This window comes from Gemmatimonadota bacterium (assembly GCA_026705765.1).
In the GTDB taxonomy this organism is placed as follows: domain Bacteria; phylum Latescibacterota; class UBA2968; order UBA2968; family UBA2968; genus VXRD01.
Genome location: JAPPAB010000042.1, coordinates 1 through 20,598, shown reverse-complemented (window position 1 = coordinate 20,598; position 20,598 = coordinate 1). Strand labels below are relative to the sequence as shown.

The following is a 20,598-nucleotide window of genomic DNA, read 5'->3' as shown; positions in this document are numbered from 1 at the left end:
CATGATTGTACTCCTTCTGCTACTGATTGCCCTGTCAATCGGATGCGGTGAGCAAAAAACACCTTCTCCGAGCATGCGAATAGATTATACCACGCATCTCCAGCAGGGAATAGAAAGCATGCGGCGGGCGCAGCACGAAGCGGCTGAAGCCGAGTTCCGCCGATGTATTCAAATCGACTCGACGCGAAGTGCGGCCTATCTCCACCTGGGCAAAGTACTCGCAATCCAAAACCGCTCCGAAGCGATAACCGCGTTTGAGCGAGCAGTAGCCCGCAATCCGGATGCAGTTGAAGCGCGAACCTGGCTCGCGCGGCTTTACCGATCACAGCGGGAACCCGCCCGCGCAGCAGCACAATTTGAAGCGGCCCTTGCGAGACAACCCCTCATGCTGGACGTGCGAAAAGAATACGTCACCTATTTGCTGGGCGGGGAAACCATCTGGTTTGAAAATCAAAAAATGGGAAGCAGCGGACAGATCCTGCCCCTGAACGACTCCCGCATCTTGCTGGAACGCGCATTTCACCACGCCGATAAATTATCCGATAACGCCATAAACGATGCAGAAGCGCGCTATCTGGCTGGCCTCGCCCTTCTGAGAATGGGAGATTACGAAGCGGCAATTGAACGCTTGAAAGTAGCGATGCAAATGCAAAAGGACCGCCTGGACCTCCGCGTACCGGATCGGCTGGGCGTAGCCTATTACCGCGCGGGACAGTATCGAAAATCAGCCGAAACATTCTTAAATTTGCTGCGCGCCCTCCCCGAAACAGACGAATGGTTTTTCCGCACCCAGTGGAATCTGAAACAAGCCTATGACAAACTCGGCGGTTATCCCTGGTCGTTGTGGTCCTATTATCGCTTTGACCAGCGCCCCGAATCCACAGACACACCCCAGCCCGTGCGCTTTACAGATGTAGCCCGCGACCTGGGCGTAGCCAAATTGGACGGAGCAGGACCGAGTGCCTGGGGAGACATCGACGGCGACGGCGACCTGGATCTGCTGGCTCAGGGATGCGACACATACCTCGCATTTTACCGCAACGACGGAACGCGATTTGTGGATATCAGCAATCAGATCGGCCTGAAAGATGTGGATTCGGGATTCTCGGGAAATCTCGTCGATTACGACAACGACGGCGACCTGGACCTCTACATCGCCCGCAGCGGGTGGTCCGGCCCCGGTCCAAACGCGCTCTACCGCAATGATGGCGACCAATTCACCGATGTATCCGCAGCTTCGGGCACAAATGATGGGGGATCGGGATTTGTCTCCCTGTGGGGCGATACCGACAACGATGGCGACCTGGATTTATTTATAGCAAATGGCATTGCCGGAGACGGCTCCTCAAACGCGCACTACCGCAACAATGGAAACGGAACATTTGTCGAAACTACCGATGAGGCGGGCCTTTATTTTGACCTGGGCACAGTGGGCGCAGCCTTCGGCGATTACGACTTAGACGGCGACCTGGACCTCTTTATAACCGGCTTTGAGACGCCCAATGCCCTGTATCGAAATCGCGGCGACGGCACATTTGTCGATGTGGCACAAGCCTCCAACGTCGCCGGAAGCGGCAAACTTCGGGGCTATGTATCCTTCTTCTTCGACTACGACAACGACGGAGATCTGGACATCCTGACCACCTGCCTTGCCGGATTCAAAGAGAGCTTAGAGGGACAACAGGTCGGCTATACCGCACCCACAGACCCGGCCTACCCAACGCCCAAGCTATACCGCAACGAGGGCCCGGCCGAAGGCTGGCGCTTCACAGATGTATCCTACGAAGCGGGATTCATCTATGCCCACGGCGTAATGGGCGGCAATGTGGGAGATATAGATAACGACGGGTACCTGGACATATACTTCGGGACGGGCGATCCGGACCTGGGACGCCTGGAGCCAAACCGGTTTTATCGCAACAACGGAAACGGGACATTCACCGACCTGACCGAATACGCGGGAATGGGACACCTCGGCAAAGGACACGGCATCACATTTGCCGATTACGACGCAGATGGCGACCTGGATGTGTACGCACCGCAAGGCGGATGGTACCACGGGGACCTATTCGAAAACGCGCTTTACCGCAACGAATCGGAAAATCAGAATCGCTGGTTACAGATCGCACTTCAAGGACGTCAAAGCAATCGATCAGGCATAGGCGCAAAATTGCGCCTGACAGTCGGAAACCGCACCCTGTTCCGGGAGGTACCCGGAAGCGTCGGATTCGGGTCAACCGATCCCTATGCCATCCATTTTGGATTGGGAGACACCGACCACGCAACGCGACTAAAAGTGATCTGGCCCAGCGGAACAGTGCAGATCGTAGAAAATCTGTCCGCGGGACAAATTGTGAATGTCACAGAACCCATACCCTGAGAGATGGGATTTGCGAATATGGCTTCGGCACCGGAACCTGAAAGAAAAGTATCAACAGCATCTGAATCGCTCACCATTCGGGCTTTTGTACTGGGGCTGATCACAATTGCGGGCATGTGTTTGTACGCGACCTACTTCGGGCGAAATCTGATGAAAAGCTTTGTGCCCGTTACCGCGTTGCTGCCCCTGGTATTGTGGGTGGGAATCAACACAATTTTAAAGCTAATTTTGCCTCGCTTTGCCCTATCGCGCACAGAAGTAATGGTGATTTTTGGCATGGTCTGGATGGTGGGCACCGCACCGGCAGTGGGCTGGGCCGGGTACTTGATCACAGATATTTCGGCACCATCCGCTTTTTCTTCACCGGAAAACCGATTCTGGGAGGTCGTGGGAGCCTATATGCCCCGCTGGCTATTTTTTGAGCCGGGAGATATGGTGGTAGAAAAGCTGTACGTAGGACTGGGATCAGAGGAATCGATTCCGTGGCGCAACTGGCTAACCCCGCTGTTCTGGTGGTTTGCCGGAACTGTGGCACTGGTAATGGCTGGCTTTTTTGCCAGTGTGTTGTTTTACAAACAGTGGGTGGAGCGGGAACGGTTGACATTTCCCCTGGCAACCATGCCCCTGGAATTGCTCCGGGAAGAACCTTCACACCGATTGCCCATCGTGTTCCGAACGCCCGTTTTCTGGATGGGTTTTGCGTGTACAGCCGGTGTGATTTTCTGGAATATTGCCGGATATTTTATTCTCACAATTCCGCGCATTGGGATCTACGATCACTATTTGACCAAAGCCGTACACATCGGGCGCGATTTTCCAACCTTATACCTGAGGATTCAGCCCCTACTAATGGGGCTGGCCTACCTGTGTCCGCTAAATATTCTGCTGAGCGTGTGGACCTTTTTTGTCCTCAATATTTTCAAACAAGCACTGATGGATCGAACGGGCTTTACAGTGGGCATGCAGGGGCAGGCGGCAACCTCGGGAGAAATTCGGATGCTGGAGGCGCACGGCGCACTGGTATTTCTCGTGATCTGGTCCGTCTGGGTGGCCCGCGGACACCTGAAAGAAACCCTGCAAAAGGCATTATCAGACGACCGGAGCAAAGACGATGGAACGCCCGTGACCTACCGCACGGCCTGGCTGGGATTCAGCGCGGCATTCACATTTCTCACAGGCTGGATGATATCTCTGGACATGCGACCCGTCGCGGCACTGCTACAGCTTTCACTATTTTTCGTGATCTACTTTGGCGTGACCAAATACGCGGCAGCCACGGGATTCGTATTTCTATCTCCCCAGGGGCAGAAAGGAGGACCGATACTAAAGACGCTTCTGGGAACAGCCAATTTTTCTCCCTCCGACCTGACGGGGATAATGGTGTTAAACCGCGGCGGACTGGCCGCGCATTCGGGTCGAATGCTGTCGATACCGGCCATTCCACATTTTTTTCGGCTATTGCAACAAGCCCTGAAGCGCCGTTTTCTGGTCGTATGTGCTCTGCCCATCTCTCTGCTCGCCGCCTATGCCATAGCCTGCGGTGCCCAGCTTTATTTGTGTTATACGGAGGGCGGCCTGAACGCGGCCTATATGTACGACTGGACTGTAATGCTGGGACAAGTAGGCATAATTGAAGGGACAGAACCCACATATTTTGACTTTCAAAAACTGCTGGTCTGGCTATTCGGAGTCGGAGAAGCGGGCCTGCTGACAGTCTTGAATACCCGATTCGCTTCCTGGCCGATTCACCCGGTGGGACTCGCCTTCCCGAGCCATACGTACGGATTCGCTATTTTTGTCGTATGGCTCGTCAAAGCACTAACGCTCAAATTTGGGGGCGTGGGACTTTACCGGCGATCGATGCCATTTTCCTATGGAATAGTAGTGGGATACCTGTTGGGGGTGGGAACATCGAGTGTCGTGGATGCGATCTGGTTTCCCGGAAGTGGACACTTTGTACACGGGTGGTAAGCCTATTCCTCAATGACCAGAATCTGATTCGGAGCCAGATTGTTCAGAGTTTGGGTGCGTCCAGAGGGCCACCAGATATCGAGACGATCAATCTGTTCGGCATCGCCCAGACCGAAGTGGAGACGCGGATCTCCAGAAGAGAGATACCCGGATTGACTTCGCACCTCTCGAGATTGGGTACGCCCACCTGCCGTAAGGGTGACGCGAGCACCAATCGCACTGCGATTCGCGCTCTTTAGCTCAACAATAACCCATGGATAGGCAGACGGCGTATCATTCCTGTAGAGATGCGGACGGGCATCGGCGACGAGCACAACCAGATCCAGATCCCCATCGGCATCTATATCGCCCAGTGCCGAACCCCGGCTGACAGCGGGCAATGTGAAACCCGCCGATTCGGAAACGTCTTCAAAAACACCTGCGGTATAGCGGAAAAACTGATCGGTCTGAGGGTAGGACTCGGCAGAAGAGAAATCCGATACATTGGGAAAAATATGACCATTGGCCACAAAAAGATCCAGATCCCCATCGCTATCCGCATCAAAGAAATGTGTGCCAAAACCCAGAGGAAGAGTACTCGGTCCCACAAGACCCAGGCGGACACTGGCCTCTGCAAAAACACCCAGTTCTGTGTGGTGATAGAAAGCATTTGACTCATAGGAAAAATTGGTAACAATAAGATCCGTGCGCCCATCGCCATCCACATCTCCAGCATCCACGCCCATGCCGGCCTGTGGACGGCCCGAGGCACTTAAACCCACACCCACTTTGTGACCGACCTCAGTAAAGCGATCGCCGTCATTTCGATAGAGAAAATTGGGCGTCGTATCATTGGCGATATAGAGATCAATATCGCCATCCCGGTCGTAATCCAGCGAGAGCACGCCCAGCCCCTTGCCCCGGGGATCGGCGATACCAGCCCGCTGAGAAATATCTTCAAATATGCCGTCGCCACTATTCAGATACAACAAATCGGGAGCACCCCGAAACCGGTACGGCGCGCAATAGGTCCGCACACCACTGCGTTCGCAAACCGGCTCGCGGGCGGGATTGTACGCGAGATAGCGCACCACATAGAGATCCAGGTCTCCATCGGCTTCAAAATCGAAAAAAACCGCACCCGCGCTCCATCCGCCTGCGGTCACATTCGCCTGCTGTGAAGCGTCTTTGAAAGTAGCATCGCCATTGTTCACATACAAAATATTTTCGGGATAGCCGGTAACGTAGAGATCCAGATCGCCGTCATTATCCGCATCGCCCACAGTACACCCCATGCCATAGCCTCGCCCGGACGCACCCGAAGATTCGGTAATATCAGTCAGGCGAATCGCTTTAGTCGTATCATTGCGATACAGCGCATTGCGACCCCGAACCGGTTGCCCGGGCAGATTGGCACCATTGACCAGATAGAGATCCAGATCCCCATCGCCATCCGCGTCGAAAAGCGCACAGCCAGAACCCATCGTCTCGACATAGTGCCATCCGCCCCTGGCCCCGGTACTGTGGACAAAATGGATCCCCGCCTTCTCCGCTATCTCAGTAAAACGGATAGCATCAGCGGCGGTAGAATGGGGCACACAAAGCAGGAACAGGAACAACGCAACGCGAATCATGGTCATTGTCCCTCTTCCATGCGGCGGATAAAATCACGGATGAGATTTGCATCGGGATGATCTGGACGAAGCCCGAGAACCTTCCGAAAAGCGAGCAGCGCGTCTTCCGGACGGTTCGCCCGCAGGCAGGCCATGCCCAGGGCGTGTTGAATATCGGCATTATCGGGACTGAGACTGGCGGCTCTGCGGTAGGTATCAATCGCTTCGTCCAAAAGCCCGGCATTCTCAAAAGCGCGGGCGCGGTTCAGATAAGTACTGACCTCCTCAGGCCGCTTCTGCAACCGCGCGATCTCGCGGGCAATAGCCAGAGAATCGGGGTGCCCGGGACTGAGTCGAAGACCCGTTTTGAGAGCGGATGCAGCCGCAGTTTTTTGTCCAGCCTGCAAATAGATCATACCCAGACTGAGATGGGCGTCTCCATCGTCGCCCTTAAGCTCAATGGCTTTTCGGAAAGCCTGAACCGCATCCGGATACTGTTTCAAATAAGCCAGAGCCTCGCCCAGATAGCGGTGGGCATCGGCATTTTTGGGCGTCAGGCGCACAGCCTCTCGAATGGATGAAAGACCCTGCTCATAGCGCCCCATATCCAGTTGCAGGCTACCCAGAGACAGGTGAATATCAGCCAGATGGGGATTGAGACGGAGCGCTTCTCGAAAAGCATTTTCCGCCTCTTCAAAACGCGCGGCATTTCGATACGCAATACCCATATTGTGATAGATAAGCGGATCTCGCGGATAGATCCGGCGGGCAGTGTGCAGGGTGCGAATAGCCTCCTCAAAACGCCCGGCCTCGGTATGGGCAATACCCAGATTAAAGTGCAAATCGGCATAATCGGGATTGAATTGAGCCGCCTGTTTGAAGGCAGCGACCGCTTCATCATAGCGACCCAGTGCCTCATAAGCGCGCCCCAGATTAAAATGGGCATCGGCGTGCTCTGGATTGTGCGAGATAGCCTGCTCTAAAACTTCGGTAGCCTGATCGCCATGCCCCATCTCGATATAGACAACGCCCAGATTGTAGTGCGCATCGGCATTTTCGGGAGACAGGCGAATCGCCTCTTTCAGCGCATCTTCTGCGCGGGTGAGGGATTGCGTATTCGCCAGCGCAATGCCCAGCGTCAAATAAGCAACCGCGAAATCGGGCTTGAGACGAACCGCCGTCTGCAAAGGCGCAATAGCGGCCTCGTGATTGTCCTGAAGATGGTATAGAATACCCAGATTGTAGTGAGTAATGGGATCATCAGGCATGAGGCGAATCGCGTCCCGAAACGCAATAGCTGCATTATGAGGCTGCCCTAAACTGGCATAAGTCACCCCCAGGTTGTAGCGGGTCAGAGGATCATCAGGCTTGAGACGAACCGCCGTCTGCAGAGCATCGAGCGCCTCTTTGAACCGGCGTTGCGCGACAAAGAGCAAACCCAGGTGGCTATGGGCATCGGCATAATCGGCATCCTCGGCAAGGGCGCGACCGAGATAATCGCGCACAACATCCGGGTCCTCGGCATTGCCAGTCAGCATACGCCGGGCGCGCACCCAGTGGGCATAAGCCCGAACAGATCGGGTGGGTCTGCGAAGAATCGCCTCCCATTCGATGACGGTGGAACTGAGATCAACACCGTCCAGGAAGCGGTATATCACACTGTCCTGCAGGGCAAAAAGGGACTCAAGAGGACCGGACACCTCTCCCAGTTCCATAATATCATCGGTATCAACCCGCAAAACGCGGGCGGAGATCTGGAGCTGGTCTCTCTGCAGCCGACAGGCACCGTACAGGACCAGTGTTGCACCTGCCGACTGGCCAATTTGCACAGGCGTCTGATATTTAGACAAAGCGGCATTCAGCCGATCAGCATCGACCATTTGCAGCCCCGACACGCGGCGGAGCTTATCCGACAAACTCCAGGCCATACCCTCCGAGAGCCAATCGGTATTCGCCTCTTCAAAAGGCAAAACCGCGACCACCGGACGACTGTGAGCCGACAGGGGCACCAACAAAATAAAAAATAGAATAATGACGCGCATGAAAAGCTCCTGGACAGTTCAATCCACAATCTAAGGCGTGTGAGAAAAAAATGCAATTGCAGCCTTACCCGCAGAGATACCACCCGGAAAAAACAGCGATTCCATTTTGTTTTTTTGTTATACTCTATAAACATCTTGCAGAGAATCACATCTCTGGTGAACACAACACAATGAAAAATTATCATTTTTATCTCGCGATCGGCCTTTTTCTGGGATTATGCGGGACCGAAACGGTACACGCCCAGGACGCCGAGTCGATTTATACCCGGGCATTACAGGCCGCGCACAAAGACAGTGTAAAACAGGCCATTGACGACCTGGAAAAAATCGCCGAACAACAACCCCAGCCTGCGCGGGTACTGACCTTGATCGGACAGCTTCACCTCCAATCTAAACAGGCCGACGACGCTATCAAAGCATTTCGCAAAGCAGTACAGGCCGATTCGGGATGGGTAGAGGCGCACCTGGGTATGGGACTGGCCTACCTGGACCTGAAAAACGACTGGCGGGGTGCCCGCCCCCATTTGCAAAGAGCCGTAGCACTGGATTCGACCCGGGCAAAAATGTACTACCATCTCGCCCGCCTCTATCGAATATCCGAAACAGGGGATGCCGTAAAAGCGGCGGGACGGGCGATCCAGATCGACCCCGAATACGCACCGGGATACCTGCTTCTTGGCCAACTCTACAATGACGACAAATTGGACCAGGTAGCGGTTTATTATTACGACCAGTACCTCAAGCGCCAGCCCAAAGACCAGGAAGCGGCCTATTTGTTTATCCGCAGCCTGGCCGAATCGGGCAAAAAGACAGAAGCCGAACGCCTGCTGGGCAGACTGGAAGATCCTCGAGGCTATGCGATCCTGAGCCAAATACTCATGGAGCGGGGCAATTTTGAAGACGCGCTCATCGCTTTTGAAGAGTACATATCCACACTATCCGAGGAGGAGGGAGGACTCTACTGGGACATATCGATAGTAGCAACACCCAGAGAAGCAGAGACCTATCGGCAGACCCCACCAGAGCGGCGTAGAGATTTTTTGCGCCGATTCTGGCTGAGAAAAGACCCCCTGAAAGCCAGTGGTGGACTGATGCGCTGGTGCGAACACTATCGACGGGTACTCTATGCGCGGGAAAACTACGGACGAAAGCAATTTCCCTATGATCGGCGAGGGGAGGTCTATATCCGCTACGGGGAGCCAGACCACCGCTCCACATCCCGCTCATTAAACCTCAACATACCCCAATCTGTCGGAATCATCCAGACAGAACTCGCCCGCCGGCTCTATGGCCCCGATGGTGTACACCACACATTTCTGGGACCTGTATATCCGGTGCGAACAGAACGATTTATAAACATCATCGACGAAGACAACCCCGAACTGGACGACCTGCCCCGCATGCCCTTTGAAGGCTCCATGCAAGCCCGCGCGGGCATGGCGGCTGAAGACACCCTGGGATTTTACGGGTACAAACCCGTGACAACGGGCATTGCCGGAATGACCGTAAAGTGGGAAGTGTGGTTTTACACCCGCATCGGCGGAGGCATCGAAGTGGTATTTACCGACGAATTTACCTCCGGGCGTTACGATTACGCGCCGCCGCCCGTTCTGACCACAGAAGATCGAGACCGCCTGGAACGGGTTGGGCACGACCAAACCCTGCGGATATCGCGACTGTTCTCGGAATATTCGCCTGCCACCTTCATGCCCCGCATCACCCGGGATATACCCGAGGTCTATAACATCAGTTATTACGAACCACTGGATTTTCATTTTGATACAGTGGATTTTAAGGGAACAGACAACAATACAGAAATTCGGGTATTTATGGGAGTACCCACCCGCAACCTCTATGTACAGGATGCCAGCGACACGGCGCGGGTGCAGCGGCGGGTAGCCCTGATCGACGAGCGCTCTGGAAAAGTCTATCGCGTACAGGGCAATGTCGAAGTCATGGCACCGCGAGGTAGCAGATCCGTACTGGTAGAAGAATTTCCACTGGATGTACCTCCGGGCGATTATATGCTCGCCGTTCAAGTCTGGCGCCCAGAAGCGGACTTGATGGGCGTTTATCAAAAATCTGTACCGGTAGATTCATACAACAGGGATACACTGATGGTCAGCGGCATTCAAGTAGCCCGCGCAGTGGCTCAGGTAGATTCGGGAACCACGGGCCAGTTTGTGAGATCGGGCTTCCGGGTAGATCCCTCACCGGGTCGGATATTTTATCAGGAAACATCATTTTTTATTTATTTTGAAATCTACAACTTGTTGCGCGATTCATTTGGACAGACGCGCTACGAAGTCGCCTATACAGTGCGGGACGCCAACCATACGCCGCTGCTGATCCGCGCGCTGTCCGGACTGGGCCAGATGCTATCGGGCGGTAACAGAGAAGAAGTGACGATTCGGTATGAGCAGACAGGCACGCAAACGAAAAGTGAGAATTTTGTAGAACTGGATTTGGGAGACATCGCACCTGGCCAACACGAAGTAGTCGTCGCCGTAAAAGATCTAAACCGCGACATTGAAGTGTTCAAAACAGCTCGTTTTTACGTCGTGGAAGCAAAGGCTCAAAGCCAATGAGCAATTCTATGGAACAAAATGGATTCCGCGCCTTTGTGGTACTCGCGAGACCCTTCACACTACTGGCACCTGCCGTGGGATTTCTCGCGGGATCGGCAATGGCTACCGGCGGAGAGATCCCAACAGCAGGCCTGGTAGGCACACTGGCTGTTACAATCCTGAATGCGGGATCAAACATCATCAACCAGTGCTGCGACCTGGAAATTGATCGGATCAACAAACCCACCCGCCCCATGCCTTCGGGAAGCGTATCCATGCGCGGGGCAGCACTGCTGGGAACCGCGTGCTATATCATCGCCCTCGGTCTCGCCTATCTCGTCCATCCCCGGCTGCTGGGCATCTTCGCGGTGGGCGCATTGCTCACACTGGCCTATTCAGCTCCGCCCTTGCGGCTGAAACGACACGCACTCTCTTCGAGCCTGGCACTGGGATTTGGACGGGGGTGTTTGCTACCCATAGGGGGATGGGCGGCTGTGGAACCTATATGGCACCCGGCACCCTGGTTTGTGGGCCTGGTATTCGGCCTCTATGTATTTGGAGCCAGCAACACCAAAGATTTCGCAGATGTGGAAGGAGACCGCGCCTACGGCATGAACACCCTACCCGTACTATTGGGACCTCGGCGAGCAGCGTGGATGATACTGCCTTTTCTGGTATTGCCTTTTGCGCTCATTCCCATTGGCGCGATGTGGGAATGGGTGCCATCGAGCGCGCAGTGGCTGGGCTTTCTGGCACTTTGGGGAGGGTATGTCGGCTGGTTGATGTTGAAGCGCCCCGAAGCATTGACATTTGAATCCAATCACATTTCTTGGAAACACATGTATTTGCTATTGATGGCGGGACATGTGGGGTTTGTGTGCGTATTTGCAATCGGATAACGCGGAGGTTTGCAATGGCGGAACCGACGTATCACGACCATGCGCGAGACTTAAACCGGGAACTGCGAGCGGCAATACCAGAGGAACGGCTAACAGACCTGCACCGGAGGCGGCCCTGGCGACACTTCTGGATCGCTTTTCGGCAGACAGCGCTGCTGGTCGGGCTACCCATCTGGATTTACCACGTCGATTCGTTCTGGGCCTGGTTTCCCGCAAGCGTACTATTGGGATTCGCGATTTTCAGCTTCTCCGTTTTACTACACGAATCCGTACATCGGTGCATTTTCCGCAAGAAGCCCCGCCTCAACGACCTCCTGGGACTCGTGTACGGATGGATTTCCGGACTGGCATTTTCGCAGTTCAAGCGGTGGCATCTGGACCACCACGACCACCTGGGTTCGACGCACGCCGACCCCAAACGCGCGCACCTGTCCCCCCGCATCAATTCGCCGTGGTTCAAACTGCTTTACTGCACGCCAATGCTATTCCCCATTTATTTTCGGGCAGTAGCCGAAACCTTCAAAAGCTATCCAGAGCAACTATGCCGCCAGATCAAACGAGAACGCACAGTGGGAATCATCCTGCACCTGGGAATCCTGACGTGGTTCTGGACGCTGGACCCGTGGTTTGCTTTCAAAGCGCATCTCGTTCCAGTATTTTTTATCTTTCCCATTGCATTTACTGTCAACCGGTTGGGACAGCACTATGTGATAAACCCGGATGAAATCGCCAACTGGACAACCCTCATGCGATCCAATTGGATGTGGAATTTTCTCTATCTGTTTTCGACATACCACCTGGAACATCACTACTTCCCGGGCGTGCCATTTTACAACCTGCGGAAATTGCAAAAAGAACTGAAACCCTTTTTTCAACGAAAACAGATGGTATTTTTTTCCTACAGTCAGGTGCTCTATCTCTGGTTTATCAAAAACCACGCACCCCATACGCAGTCGAATCTCATAATATAAAACAAGAGGCGCCATGAAAACGCTTCTGCTTTTTGTGCCCTCTGCCGTGGCAATAGCCCTGCTGATGTGGCACGCCTGGTCCCATCGAGGTCGCCGCATTGCGCTGAGTTTTTTTATCTCGGCATTTCTATTTGGCGTCGTGCGGGGAAATGTGATTCACTGGATCACAGTCGAATCGCAGGGGGGCGTGATGCCCTATGTATTCACGCAGCCGGTAGTGCAGATATTTTCAGCGTCTTTACAGGCGGTAATCGGATGGATTTTTGCCCTCTATGTGAGCTGGTGGCTCGCTGAGCGGGTGCTGGCGCGAATACCCGCACTTAAAGGCGATTTGATGGCCACGGTGGGAATGACCTGCGTGGGAATGGCGGCAGTTGGATATGGGGTAGAAGGCGGAGCGGCAGCCGCGGGCTGGTGGCTGTGGAGCATACCGACGCACAATCGTTTCTTTGCAGGTGTGCCCACTGTGGGAATAGCGGAGTGGTTTGCGGTGGGATTCGAGTTCTTTATCCCCTTTTTTCTGGTATTCTGTACGCCCCATCGGCGCAGGGTCTGGGCGCACGCGCTGTGGGGCGTATTTCTTTTTCACATGTTCTTACACCTGTTTTCCGAGCCGATTTCACGCGCGGTACCCACACAACCCTTTGTACTCTGGCACTGGATAAGCATCCTGACGCTGGGCGTACTGGCGCTGACCGGTACAGCCTCCACAACCGTGGAAACAGCCGAAAACAGGCGCAGGTCGCGGCACGAATTGATGTGGGTGTGCATAGGACTGTTCACAGCGGTGATGATCGTAGCGCAGGTGGGCATTGGCGGACGACCAGACCTGCTAATTTCGCTGATCCCCCTCGCCCTGCTATGTCTTATGGCATTGCCAAAAGTATCCATGCCATGGATTCTGGCCTCTGCGGTTGTCGCCTGGATAGCTGAGGGATTTGGTGCGGGTTTTGTCACATCACCGGTAGCCGCAGTCTTATTCCTGCAAGGCCGTGCCTGGTGGGGTGATCAATGGCTTTTCCGCATCGGCGTGGTCGCATTATTTGTGGGCATCGGATTGGGCGTTTATCGCTCGGGAGTGGCATTGAGCCGACAGTGCGAAGTCTATATGATGCACCTGGAGCGAGCAGCACGCCATGCGGGAAATAATCGGATGGATCTGGCCGCGAGAGAGCAAGCAGCAGCCGACGCGCTGGCTCCCGGAGATGTAGAAGCCTATTTGCAAATCGGATATGCACTGGACCGGCGGGGATTTCTCGGCCTTGCCATTGCCCAGTTTCGAAAAGCCCTCGACCTGGAACCCACGCTTTTCACAGCGCATTACGATCTGGGGATGGCTCTGGAAAGATTCCGGGATACGACAGGTGCAGAAGCGGCATTTCGCCGATCAATCGAACTGGCGCCCCGGTTCTACGATGGCCATGTGAGGTTGGGAACGCTATTGCTCAATCAGGGCCGCACAGACTCGGCACAGGTGTATTTCGAACGCGCGGTTCAAATCGACCCAACCCATCCGGACGCACGGCACGGCCTGCAAATGATTCAGAACAAAAAGGTCAGATAAATCAATTCTTAATCACAAAAATATCATCCGCGACCAGAAAGGGTTCGCCCTGACCAATAATCGGTGCAGAAATAACCGTGCGATCGCCAGTATTGATATCCACGCGGTAGATAACGGTGCGATCAGCCACCAGGAGTTGGTCAAGCGCATTAAAAGCGAGACCAGAGGGAATATCGGGCAACTCACCCCCACCCATAAAAGGGCTTGAAATAATGGTGCGGTCACCACTGAGAGGATCAACTCGGATAACAGCGGCCTGGCCGATATCCGTGACAAAAATGGTGTTAAGGGTGCTCAGAACAATCCCTTCCGGATCCATCAATCGGGGTCCCTCACCCATTTCTGGACCAGAGACAACCGCGCGGTCACCACTATTGGGATCAATGCGGAAAATACGCCCCTCGCCTCCCTGCGAAACTGAGCCAACCACCAATAGGAGATTGCCATCGGCATCCAGGGCAAACTGCTTGATGCGACCAGTAAAGGGTGGTCCATCACCTCGACCGGGACCAGAGACAACTGTGCGATCTCCACTATTGGGATCAACGCGAAAAATAGTAGCAGATGGCTGATCGCCGACCAGGAGTTGTCCAGATGATTCGCGCACCAGACCGACCGGTCCCAAAAACGCGGGACCTGAACCGATAATCGGGACATTGGGATCAACGGGGCTACCGCCTGAAGACACGATAAAAAGCTCGGCCGTTCGGACATCGAACCGCAGGACAATGGGCAGACCGCTTCCAGAGAGAGCCATCAGAAGGTCGCCATTGGCATCCCGGGCGATCTGCCGGGGAACACCGCCGATGCGGTCATTGACAACGGTGCGATCTCCAGTACCGGGATGGATGCGAAAAAGCGCGCGCTGGGCGGCATCTGTGAGCAAAATATCGCCTTCGGAAAAAGTGGGAACTTCTTCGGGATCAAGACCCTTATCGGACGAACCACAGGCGACCGCGAAACAGACCAACCAAATCTGTAAAAACCGATTCATGAACGCATTCCCCATCGACAAACAGTTTGTGGATACCCAATGATACCGCAGCGGGTAGTCGCTGTCAACATAAGACACTAAGCCTTTTTCAGGAGACTTGTGTGAACACTAAAAGCAGTTTATGGCTGATTATTCTGGTCTTCCTGGGCTGCGCTTCCAAAGCCGACGAATGGGTACAAATTTTGGAGCATCCCAATGCTGCAGAGCGCGCCCGCGCAGCAATACAGATAGGAGAAATAGGTGATCGACGCGCGGTCCCAGCCCTCATCCAAACTCTGAAAGACCGAGAACCACAGGTAAGATTGGCCGCAAGCGAAGCCCTGGGTAAATTGGGAGATCGGCAGGCAGTGGATTCGCTAATTGCGATTGTTCACGACCCAAATGTCATGGTTGGCCTGACCGCAGTCGAAGCCCTGGGCAATATCGGAGGCGAAAAGGCTGTAGAAACCTTGCTGCGGATCGCGCAAGAGCGAGAAGGGCCCCTGAGCCTGGGCGCAATTCAAAGTCTGGGTACCGCAGGAGGCGACCGATCCGTAAAGGCACTGACCACCGCGCTGACCGATAGAACACGCGACATGCGGTGGGTAGCCGCACTGACCCTCGCCCGCACAAAAAATCCACAGGCTCTCGCCCCTCTGATTAACGCCCTGCCACAGGCGGATGGAGAACTGCGTCGGGTAATGGTGGGAGCACTCAACACCATCGATCCATCGTGGCAAACTTCTGCACCGGCTGAAGAGGCGATCAATCGCCTGATTGACGGATTGAAAATGCCAAACCAATCGCGCTACCAGGTAGTTCAGGTACTATCGGAAATGGATGCCGAATGGAAAACGCGTGCGGGTGCTACCATGGACTTTTTTGTCGCACAACTGGCGAACGGAGACCTGATGGCGCGGATACAGGCTGTCGAGGCCCTGGGACAGATCGGAGACGCCCGGATAGTACCATCCCTGCTCGAGACACTAAAAGACCCAAATATCCAGATGCAGTACATCACTATAAAAGCACTGGGCGAACTGCGCGATACACGAGCCGTCGAACCACTGGTAAAAGCCCTCGAACATCGTGATCCCGGCATCGTTTCAACTGCTGCACTGGCACTGGGCGAACTGCGCGATATACGCGCCGTCGAACCACTCATGACCATCCTGTCCAATACAGAACAAGGCGTATTTCGCCTGGGAACAATACAAACTCTGGGTGTACTGAAGGACCCCCGTGCAACGGCTTTGCTAACTGAGCAATTAGACGATACATCGGTACAGGCTCGGCGCATTGCGACCGAGGCCTTGGGAGAGATTGGAGACCGCGGTGCCATCGCTCCCCTGTTGAAAATGCTGAATGATCAGTCAGCCGAAGTGCGCTGGGCAGCGGCCGATGCCCTGGGATCAATCGGCGATTCGTCTGTGGCGGATTCCCTCATCTCGATTATCGGAAAAGGACGAATATGGGCGCGACGAATGGTGCGGGTGCTGGACCGCCTGGATACCAACTGGCGGGAACGAGAAGCGACTCTCCAGATAGAAACCTATTTTCTGGAACACATCGACCATCCCGAGCCAGAAGTGCAATGGCGCTCTGCCGAAGCCCTGGGAGAGATTGCCACGCCAAGAGCGAGCCAGAAACTCCTGCAAGCCATGGAACATAAACGCACGATGATTATAGCAGCCGCGCACGCCTTCTTCATCCGAAATGGGATATCCGAAGCAGAACCCCTGCTCGTCCAGGCCCTGCATCAGTATGGCACCGAGGAAATAGCTCTAACATATCTAAATGCCGACCACCCCGCGCTCGCCAGAGCCGCACACAATTGGGCGCGCAGGCAGGGAATGATATTGCTATCTTCTCCCGAACCGGGTAATATACGATGGAACAACAGCAGCTAAAAAGCCACTTATCAAATTGAGGAGAGTATCATGAGCAGTATTTACGCAATAGCAACAATGGATACCAAAGGTGAAGAAATCGGATATGTCGCCGAATGCATCCAAAACGCGGGCGCAGAGGTAACAGTCGTAGATGTAGGCACGCAGAGCGACGCACAGGGCGGAACGCCGGATGTATCGCGGGAAACCATAGCCGCCTGTCACGCGGGCGGAACGGGCGCAGTAATCGGACATACGGACCGGGGCGAAGCCGTAACAGCGATGGGAGAAGCACTGTGCGCCTACTTACTACAAGAATACGCCAAAGGCGACGTAACGGGTATTATTGGCATCGGGGGCAGCGGGGGCACAGCACTCATCACGCCAGCAATGCAAGCATTGCCCATTGGCGTACCCAAAGTCATGGTATCCACCGTCGCCAGTGGCAACACCGAGCCTTATGTGGGGTGTTGCGATATAGCGATGATGTACTCCGTGGTAGATGTAGCCGGAATCAACCGCGTATCGCGGCAAGTACTGGGCAATGCAGCGCATGCAATAGCGGGAATGGTCGTAAACACCGTTGCAGAGGCCGAAGACAAACCCACGCTTGGAATGACCATGTTTGGCGTAACAACGCCGTGTGTAACCATGGTCCGCGAAGCACTGGAAAAAGACGGATATGATTGCCTGGTATTTCACGCCACAGGAACGGGTGGACAGGCAATGGAAAAACTGGTCGAAAGCGGAATGATCGACGGCGTTCTGGATATCACCACAACCGAAGTGGCCGACGAAGTAGTGGGCGGCGTATTCCCCGCCGGACCTGAGCGAATGGATTGCATTCTCGCCCGCGAAATACCTTATGTCGTGAGCTTGGGCGCGCTCGACATGGTAAATTTTGGTGCCGTAGAAACCGTCCCCGAACAATTTAAAAACCGCACACTCCACGTACACAACGCACAGGTCACATTAATGAGGACAACAGCAGATGAAAACCGCCAATTTGCCGAATGGATAGCGAACAAATTGAACCGATCAACTGTCCCAATTCAAATACTAATTCCAGAAAACGGCGTATCGTTAATCGACGATGAAGGACAGCCCTTTCACGATCCGGATGCAGATAAGGCATTATTTGAAACCCTGGAAGCGCGCATCGAACAAACGGAAAATCGACAGACCAAACGGCTGGCGAACAATATCAACGACCCGGAATTTGCAGCAGCACTGGTAGCGAGTTTCCAGGAAATACGATAAAACACAAGGAGACAACAATGGCAGCAGAGAGCCGAACATCAATATTAGAACGCCTGCGAAAAAAAAATTCAGATGGACTGCCGATCATCGGCGGTGGTGCTGGCACGGGAATCTCGGCAAAATGCGAAGAAGCGGGCGGCATTGATCTCATTGTAATTTACAACTCGGGACGCTATCGCATGGCGGGACGAGGATCGCTCTCGGGCGTCCTGGCCTATGGCAATGCCAACGAAATAGTCAAAGAAATGGCTTATGAAGTCATCACAGCAGTAACACACACACCCGTACTCGCCGGGGTGAATGGAACAGACCCATTCATGTTGCGGGATCACTTCTTGCGGGAACTGAGAGACCTGGGCTTTGCGGGAATCCAAAATTTTCCAACCGTAGGACTCATTGACGGATTATTTCGCGCCAATCTGGAAGAAACCGGAATGGGCTACCACCTCGAAGTGGAAATGATCGCGGCTGCCCGTGAAATGGACATGCTCACAACGCCCTATGCGTTCAATGTCGAAGAAGGACAACTCATGACAGAAGCAGGTGCCGATATCGTCGTGGCGCACATGGGATTGACAACCAAAGGCACAATTGGCGCGCACACGGCAAAAACCCTCGACGACTGCGTGGAAGAAGTAAAGGCAATTTGCAATGCCTGCAAGTCAATTCGAGGCGATGTCATCACGCTTTGCCACGGCGGGCCTATTGCCGAACCAGAAGACGCCTCTTATATCCTCGAACGGGTCCCCGAAGTCGATGGCTTTTACGGCGCCAGCTCAATGGAACGTCTGCCGACGGAAGTGGCTATGACGGCTCAGGTCAAACGCTTTACCGAAATCCGCAGGTAAATCATGTCGCTACCGCTGAGCGAGGAAATACAAAAATACACAGTCCCATGGCTGCAACTGGATTGGCCGATAGACTGGCCGCAAATTTTTGATCGGCCAGGCGACCTCGTCCTCGAAATTGGATTTGGCAATGGACATTTCCTATCCGATATGGCAGCGTCGCGTCCCGATGCGTGTTTTGTCGGGATCGAACGCGCCTGGGGATCCATGCGCCGATTGTTCAAGCGATTAAACGCCCTGAAATTAAATCACGTGCGCGCAATAGAGGGCGATGCCGCATATTTATTACAACACGTATTTGCCCCGCAATCCCTATCGGAAATATGGATCAATTTTTCAGATCCATGGCCCAAAGAGCGACACCACAATCGGCGTCTGATTCAAGATGCGTTTATAAAAATACTGGCCGAACGATTAAAACCGGGTGGCGCAGTAACCATAGCGACAGATCACGCAGATTACGCAACGTGGGTCACCGACGTACTGTCGCGACAATCGCACCTGCAATCCATTTACGAAACCCCATCTGTTCACCAGTTACCCGGACGCACCCCAACCAAATACGAACAAAAAGCCATAGATGCGGGCGTACCCATCCACTATTTTGTCTGGCGTCAAAAATCGGAACCATCAGTCGAAACGCACATTCAAAAGGTAGGGAAAATGCCAAATATCGTATTAGAAGGCGAATACCATCGCGAAGAAATACTGAGCCTTATCGAACACGCCACAGATCAAGTGTGGCGCGAAACCCATCGGAATACACAGGTCGTGATCAAAATGACAGACCTCTACTGCCAACAGCCCGACAATCACGGCCTCATCTCAGTTATGGTACGCGAAGGAGAACTCGCCCAGTACTTCGGCATATCCCTCTTATTTCGCAAAAACAATCAGCTATTGATCAAACTGGCGCCGATGGGTCAGCCGCGCCCCACCTGGGGGGTGAAAAAAGCAGTACAAAAAGTGGCAGATCTGATCCTGGAAACACATCCCCATCTGTGGCTCGCATCGAGTACCGTAGGTCTATGAGGAGAATGGTAGCGCAGCAGAAACACCGATACTTTTCGCACGGCGTGATGGTCTGATATTGGAAGACTAAAAAACCAGAACCGCTTCGCGAAACTGCCCGAGTAAACGCCCATCATAGGTCACTTCTATCGGAATGATCAGACGTTGGGACCGGGCGTGATTTCCCTCCGGAATAGGTATGGTGAAATTGATATGCCCCTCTTGTTTGGCGGGAATTGTTATCTCTTGTTGCGGCAGGCGGATATCCCACGATTCCGGCAAGACGGGGCAACACCCAGTTCGCCGCGCCTCTTCGGAATGGTTGGTGAAATAGATCTGCAAATTGACGGAGTGCTTTGACCCCACTTCCTGCTCATAGGGATCAGCCCGAATCCAATGTTCATCGAGTCCGTAATTCGCGTGGTCCCAGGCGCACAAATCGGTGTAGAGTGTCTCCCGTTCGGCGAGATTTTCCCGCATCAGTCGAATCTCTTCAGAGGTAAAATCGAAGGCACAGTTAACGTGGCAGGTGACTACTCCCACGGCTAAAGCCTGTGGGCTTCTTGGCGGTCAATCCGCCTGACGTTGTAGCCCCAACGTCAATATGTTTATCGCAGCATTGTGGTCTCTG

14 protein-coding genes are annotated in these 20,598 nt (G+C 54.0%); 10 read left to right on the top strand and 4 right to left on the bottom strand.

Annotation, left to right across the window (positions count from 1 at the left end; genetic code table 11):
* Nucleotide 1: 1 nt before the first annotated feature.
* Both OXH16_05080 and OXH16_05075 read left to right on the top strand, forming a co-directional pair.
* Complete coding sequence (locus OXH16_05080) at nt 2-2,380, top strand: FG-GAP-like repeat-containing protein (GenBank protein MCY3680747.1); 2,379 nt, start codon at nt 2-4, stop codon at nt 2,378-2,380.
* Between the two features lie 18 nt (nt 2,381-2,398).
* A complete protein-coding gene (locus tag OXH16_05075; protein ID MCY3680746.1) occupies nt 2,399-4,351 on the top strand; it encodes a hypothetical protein in 1,953 nt (650 codons plus the stop codon).
* A gap of 2 nt (nt 4,352-4,353) precedes the next feature.
* Here OXH16_05075 and OXH16_05070 read toward each other — a convergent pair whose 3' ends face one another.
* A complete protein-coding gene (locus OXH16_05070) occupies nt 4,354-5,970 on the bottom strand; it encodes a CRTAC1 family protein (GenBank protein MCY3680745.1) in 1,617 nt (538 codons plus the stop codon).
* Nucleotides 5,967-7,985, bottom strand: a complete 2,019-nt coding sequence (locus OXH16_05065) for a tetratricopeptide repeat protein (GenBank protein MCY3680744.1) — start codon at nt 7,983-7,985, stop codon at nt 5,967-5,969. Before OXH16_05065 ends, OXH16_05070 begins: the two co-directional genes overlap by 4 nt.
* 170 nt (nt 7,986-8,155) lie before the next feature.
* On the opposite strand from OXH16_05065, the gene OXH16_05060 reads away from it, so the two are divergent.
* From OXH16_05060 to OXH16_05045, 4 genes are read left to right on the top strand one after another with little or no spacing between them, the layout of a single operon-like run.
* On the top strand, nt 8,156-10,573 hold the full coding sequence (locus OXH16_05060) for a GWxTD domain-containing protein (protein MCY3680743.1): 2,418 nt from the start codon (nt 8,156-8,158) through the stop codon (nt 10,571-10,573).
* 8 nt (nt 10,574-10,581) lie between these two features.
* Complete coding sequence (locus OXH16_05055) at nt 10,582-11,451, top strand: UbiA family prenyltransferase (GenBank protein ID MCY3680742.1); 870 nt, start codon at nt 10,582-10,584, stop codon at nt 11,449-11,451.
* A 14-nt stretch (nt 11,452-11,465) separates the two neighbouring features.
* Nucleotides 11,466-12,422: a fatty acid desaturase gene (locus OXH16_05050; protein MCY3680741.1), complete on the top strand. Its 957-nt coding sequence runs from the start codon at nt 11,466-11,468 to the stop codon at nt 12,420-12,422.
* A gap of 13 nt (nt 12,423-12,435) precedes the next feature.
* Nucleotides 12,436-13,986: a tetratricopeptide repeat protein gene (locus OXH16_05045; protein ID MCY3680740.1), complete on the top strand. Its 1,551-nt coding sequence runs from the start codon at nt 12,436-12,438 to the stop codon at nt 13,984-13,986.
* Between the two features lies 1 nt (nt 13,987).
* On the opposite strand, the gene OXH16_05040 is transcribed toward OXH16_05045, so the two are convergent.
* On the bottom strand, nt 13,988-14,980 hold the full coding sequence (locus OXH16_05040; GenBank protein ID MCY3680739.1) for a hypothetical protein: 993 nt from the start codon (nt 14,978-14,980) through the stop codon (nt 13,988-13,990).
* Nucleotides 14,981-15,081: 101 nt separating this feature from the next.
* Here OXH16_05040 and OXH16_05035 point away from each other — a divergent pair, with 101 nt between their 5' ends.
* From OXH16_05035 to trmB, 4 genes are read left to right on the top strand one after another with little or no spacing between them, the layout of a single operon-like run.
* Complete coding sequence (locus tag OXH16_05035; protein ID MCY3680738.1) at nt 15,082-16,869, top strand: HEAT repeat domain-containing protein; 1,788 nt, start codon at nt 15,082-15,084, stop codon at nt 16,867-16,869.
* Nucleotides 16,870-16,899: 30 nt separating this feature from the next.
* Complete coding sequence (locus tag OXH16_05030; GenBank protein ID MCY3680737.1) at nt 16,900-18,108, top strand: Tm-1-like ATP-binding domain-containing protein; 1,209 nt, start codon at nt 16,900-16,902, stop codon at nt 18,106-18,108.
* Nucleotides 18,109-18,125: 17 nt separating this feature from the next.
* Nucleotides 18,126-18,956, top strand: a complete 831-nt coding sequence (locus OXH16_05025; protein ID MCY3680736.1) for a phosphoenolpyruvate hydrolase family protein — start codon at nt 18,126-18,128, stop codon at nt 18,954-18,956.
* Nucleotides 18,957-18,959: 3 nt separating this feature from the next.
* Nucleotides 18,960-19,988: a tRNA (guanosine(46)-N7)-methyltransferase TrmB gene (gene trmB, locus OXH16_05020; GenBank protein ID MCY3680735.1), complete on the top strand. Its 1,029-nt coding sequence runs from the start codon at nt 18,960-18,962 to the stop codon at nt 19,986-19,988.
* 66 nt (nt 19,989-20,054) lie between these two features.
* Here the strand turns inward: trmB and OXH16_05015 are convergent, their stop codons facing one another.
* The gene (locus OXH16_05015) at nt 20,055-20,447 is read right to left on the bottom strand and encodes a hypothetical protein (protein ID MCY3680734.1); all 393 of its coding nucleotides are present in this window, start codon (nt 20,445-20,447) and stop codon (nt 20,055-20,057) included.
* Nucleotides 20,448-20,598 lie beyond the last annotated feature (151 nt).

What these genes read in the sequence shown, in the direction of transcription:
- OXH16_05065 (MCY3680744.1), bottom strand. Translation starts at nt 7,985, where the DNA reads ATGCGCGTCATTATTCTATTTTTTATTTTGTTGGTGCCCCTGTCGGCT.
- OXH16_05050 (MCY3680741.1), top strand. Translation starts at nt 11,466, where the DNA reads ATGGCGGAACCGACGTATCACGACCATGCGCGAGACTTAAACCGGGAA.
- OXH16_05080 (MCY3680747.1), top strand. Translation starts at nt 2, where the DNA reads ATGATTGTACTCCTTCTGCTACTGATTGCCCTGTCAATCGGATGCGGT.
- OXH16_05030 (MCY3680737.1), top strand. Translation starts at nt 16,900, where the DNA reads ATGAGCAGTATTTACGCAATAGCAACAATGGATACCAAAGGTGAAGAA.
- trmB (MCY3680735.1), top strand. Translation starts at nt 18,960, where the DNA reads ATGTCGCTACCGCTGAGCGAGGAAATACAAAAATACACAGTCCCATGG.
- OXH16_05075 (MCY3680746.1), top strand. Translation starts at nt 2,399, where the DNA reads ATGGCTTCGGCACCGGAACCTGAAAGAAAAGTATCAACAGCATCTGAA.
- OXH16_05060 (MCY3680743.1), top strand. Translation starts at nt 8,156, where the DNA reads ATGAAAAATTATCATTTTTATCTCGCGATCGGCCTTTTTCTGGGATTA.
- OXH16_05045 (MCY3680740.1), top strand. Translation starts at nt 12,436, where the DNA reads ATGAAAACGCTTCTGCTTTTTGTGCCCTCTGCCGTGGCAATAGCCCTG.
- OXH16_05015 (MCY3680734.1), bottom strand. Translation starts at nt 20,447, where the DNA reads ATGCGGGAAAATCTCGCCGAACGGGAGACACTCTACACCGATTTGTGC.
- OXH16_05070 (MCY3680745.1), bottom strand. Translation starts at nt 5,970, where the DNA reads ATGACCATGATTCGCGTTGCGTTGTTCCTGTTCCTGCTTTGTGTGCCC.
- OXH16_05055 (MCY3680742.1), top strand. Translation starts at nt 10,582, where the DNA reads ATGGAACAAAATGGATTCCGCGCCTTTGTGGTACTCGCGAGACCCTTC.
- OXH16_05025 (MCY3680736.1), top strand. Translation starts at nt 18,126, where the DNA reads ATGGCAGCAGAGAGCCGAACATCAATATTAGAACGCCTGCGAAAAAAA.
- OXH16_05040 (MCY3680739.1), bottom strand. Translation starts at nt 14,980, where the DNA reads ATGAATCGGTTTTTACAGATTTGGTTGGTCTGTTTCGCGGTCGCCTGT.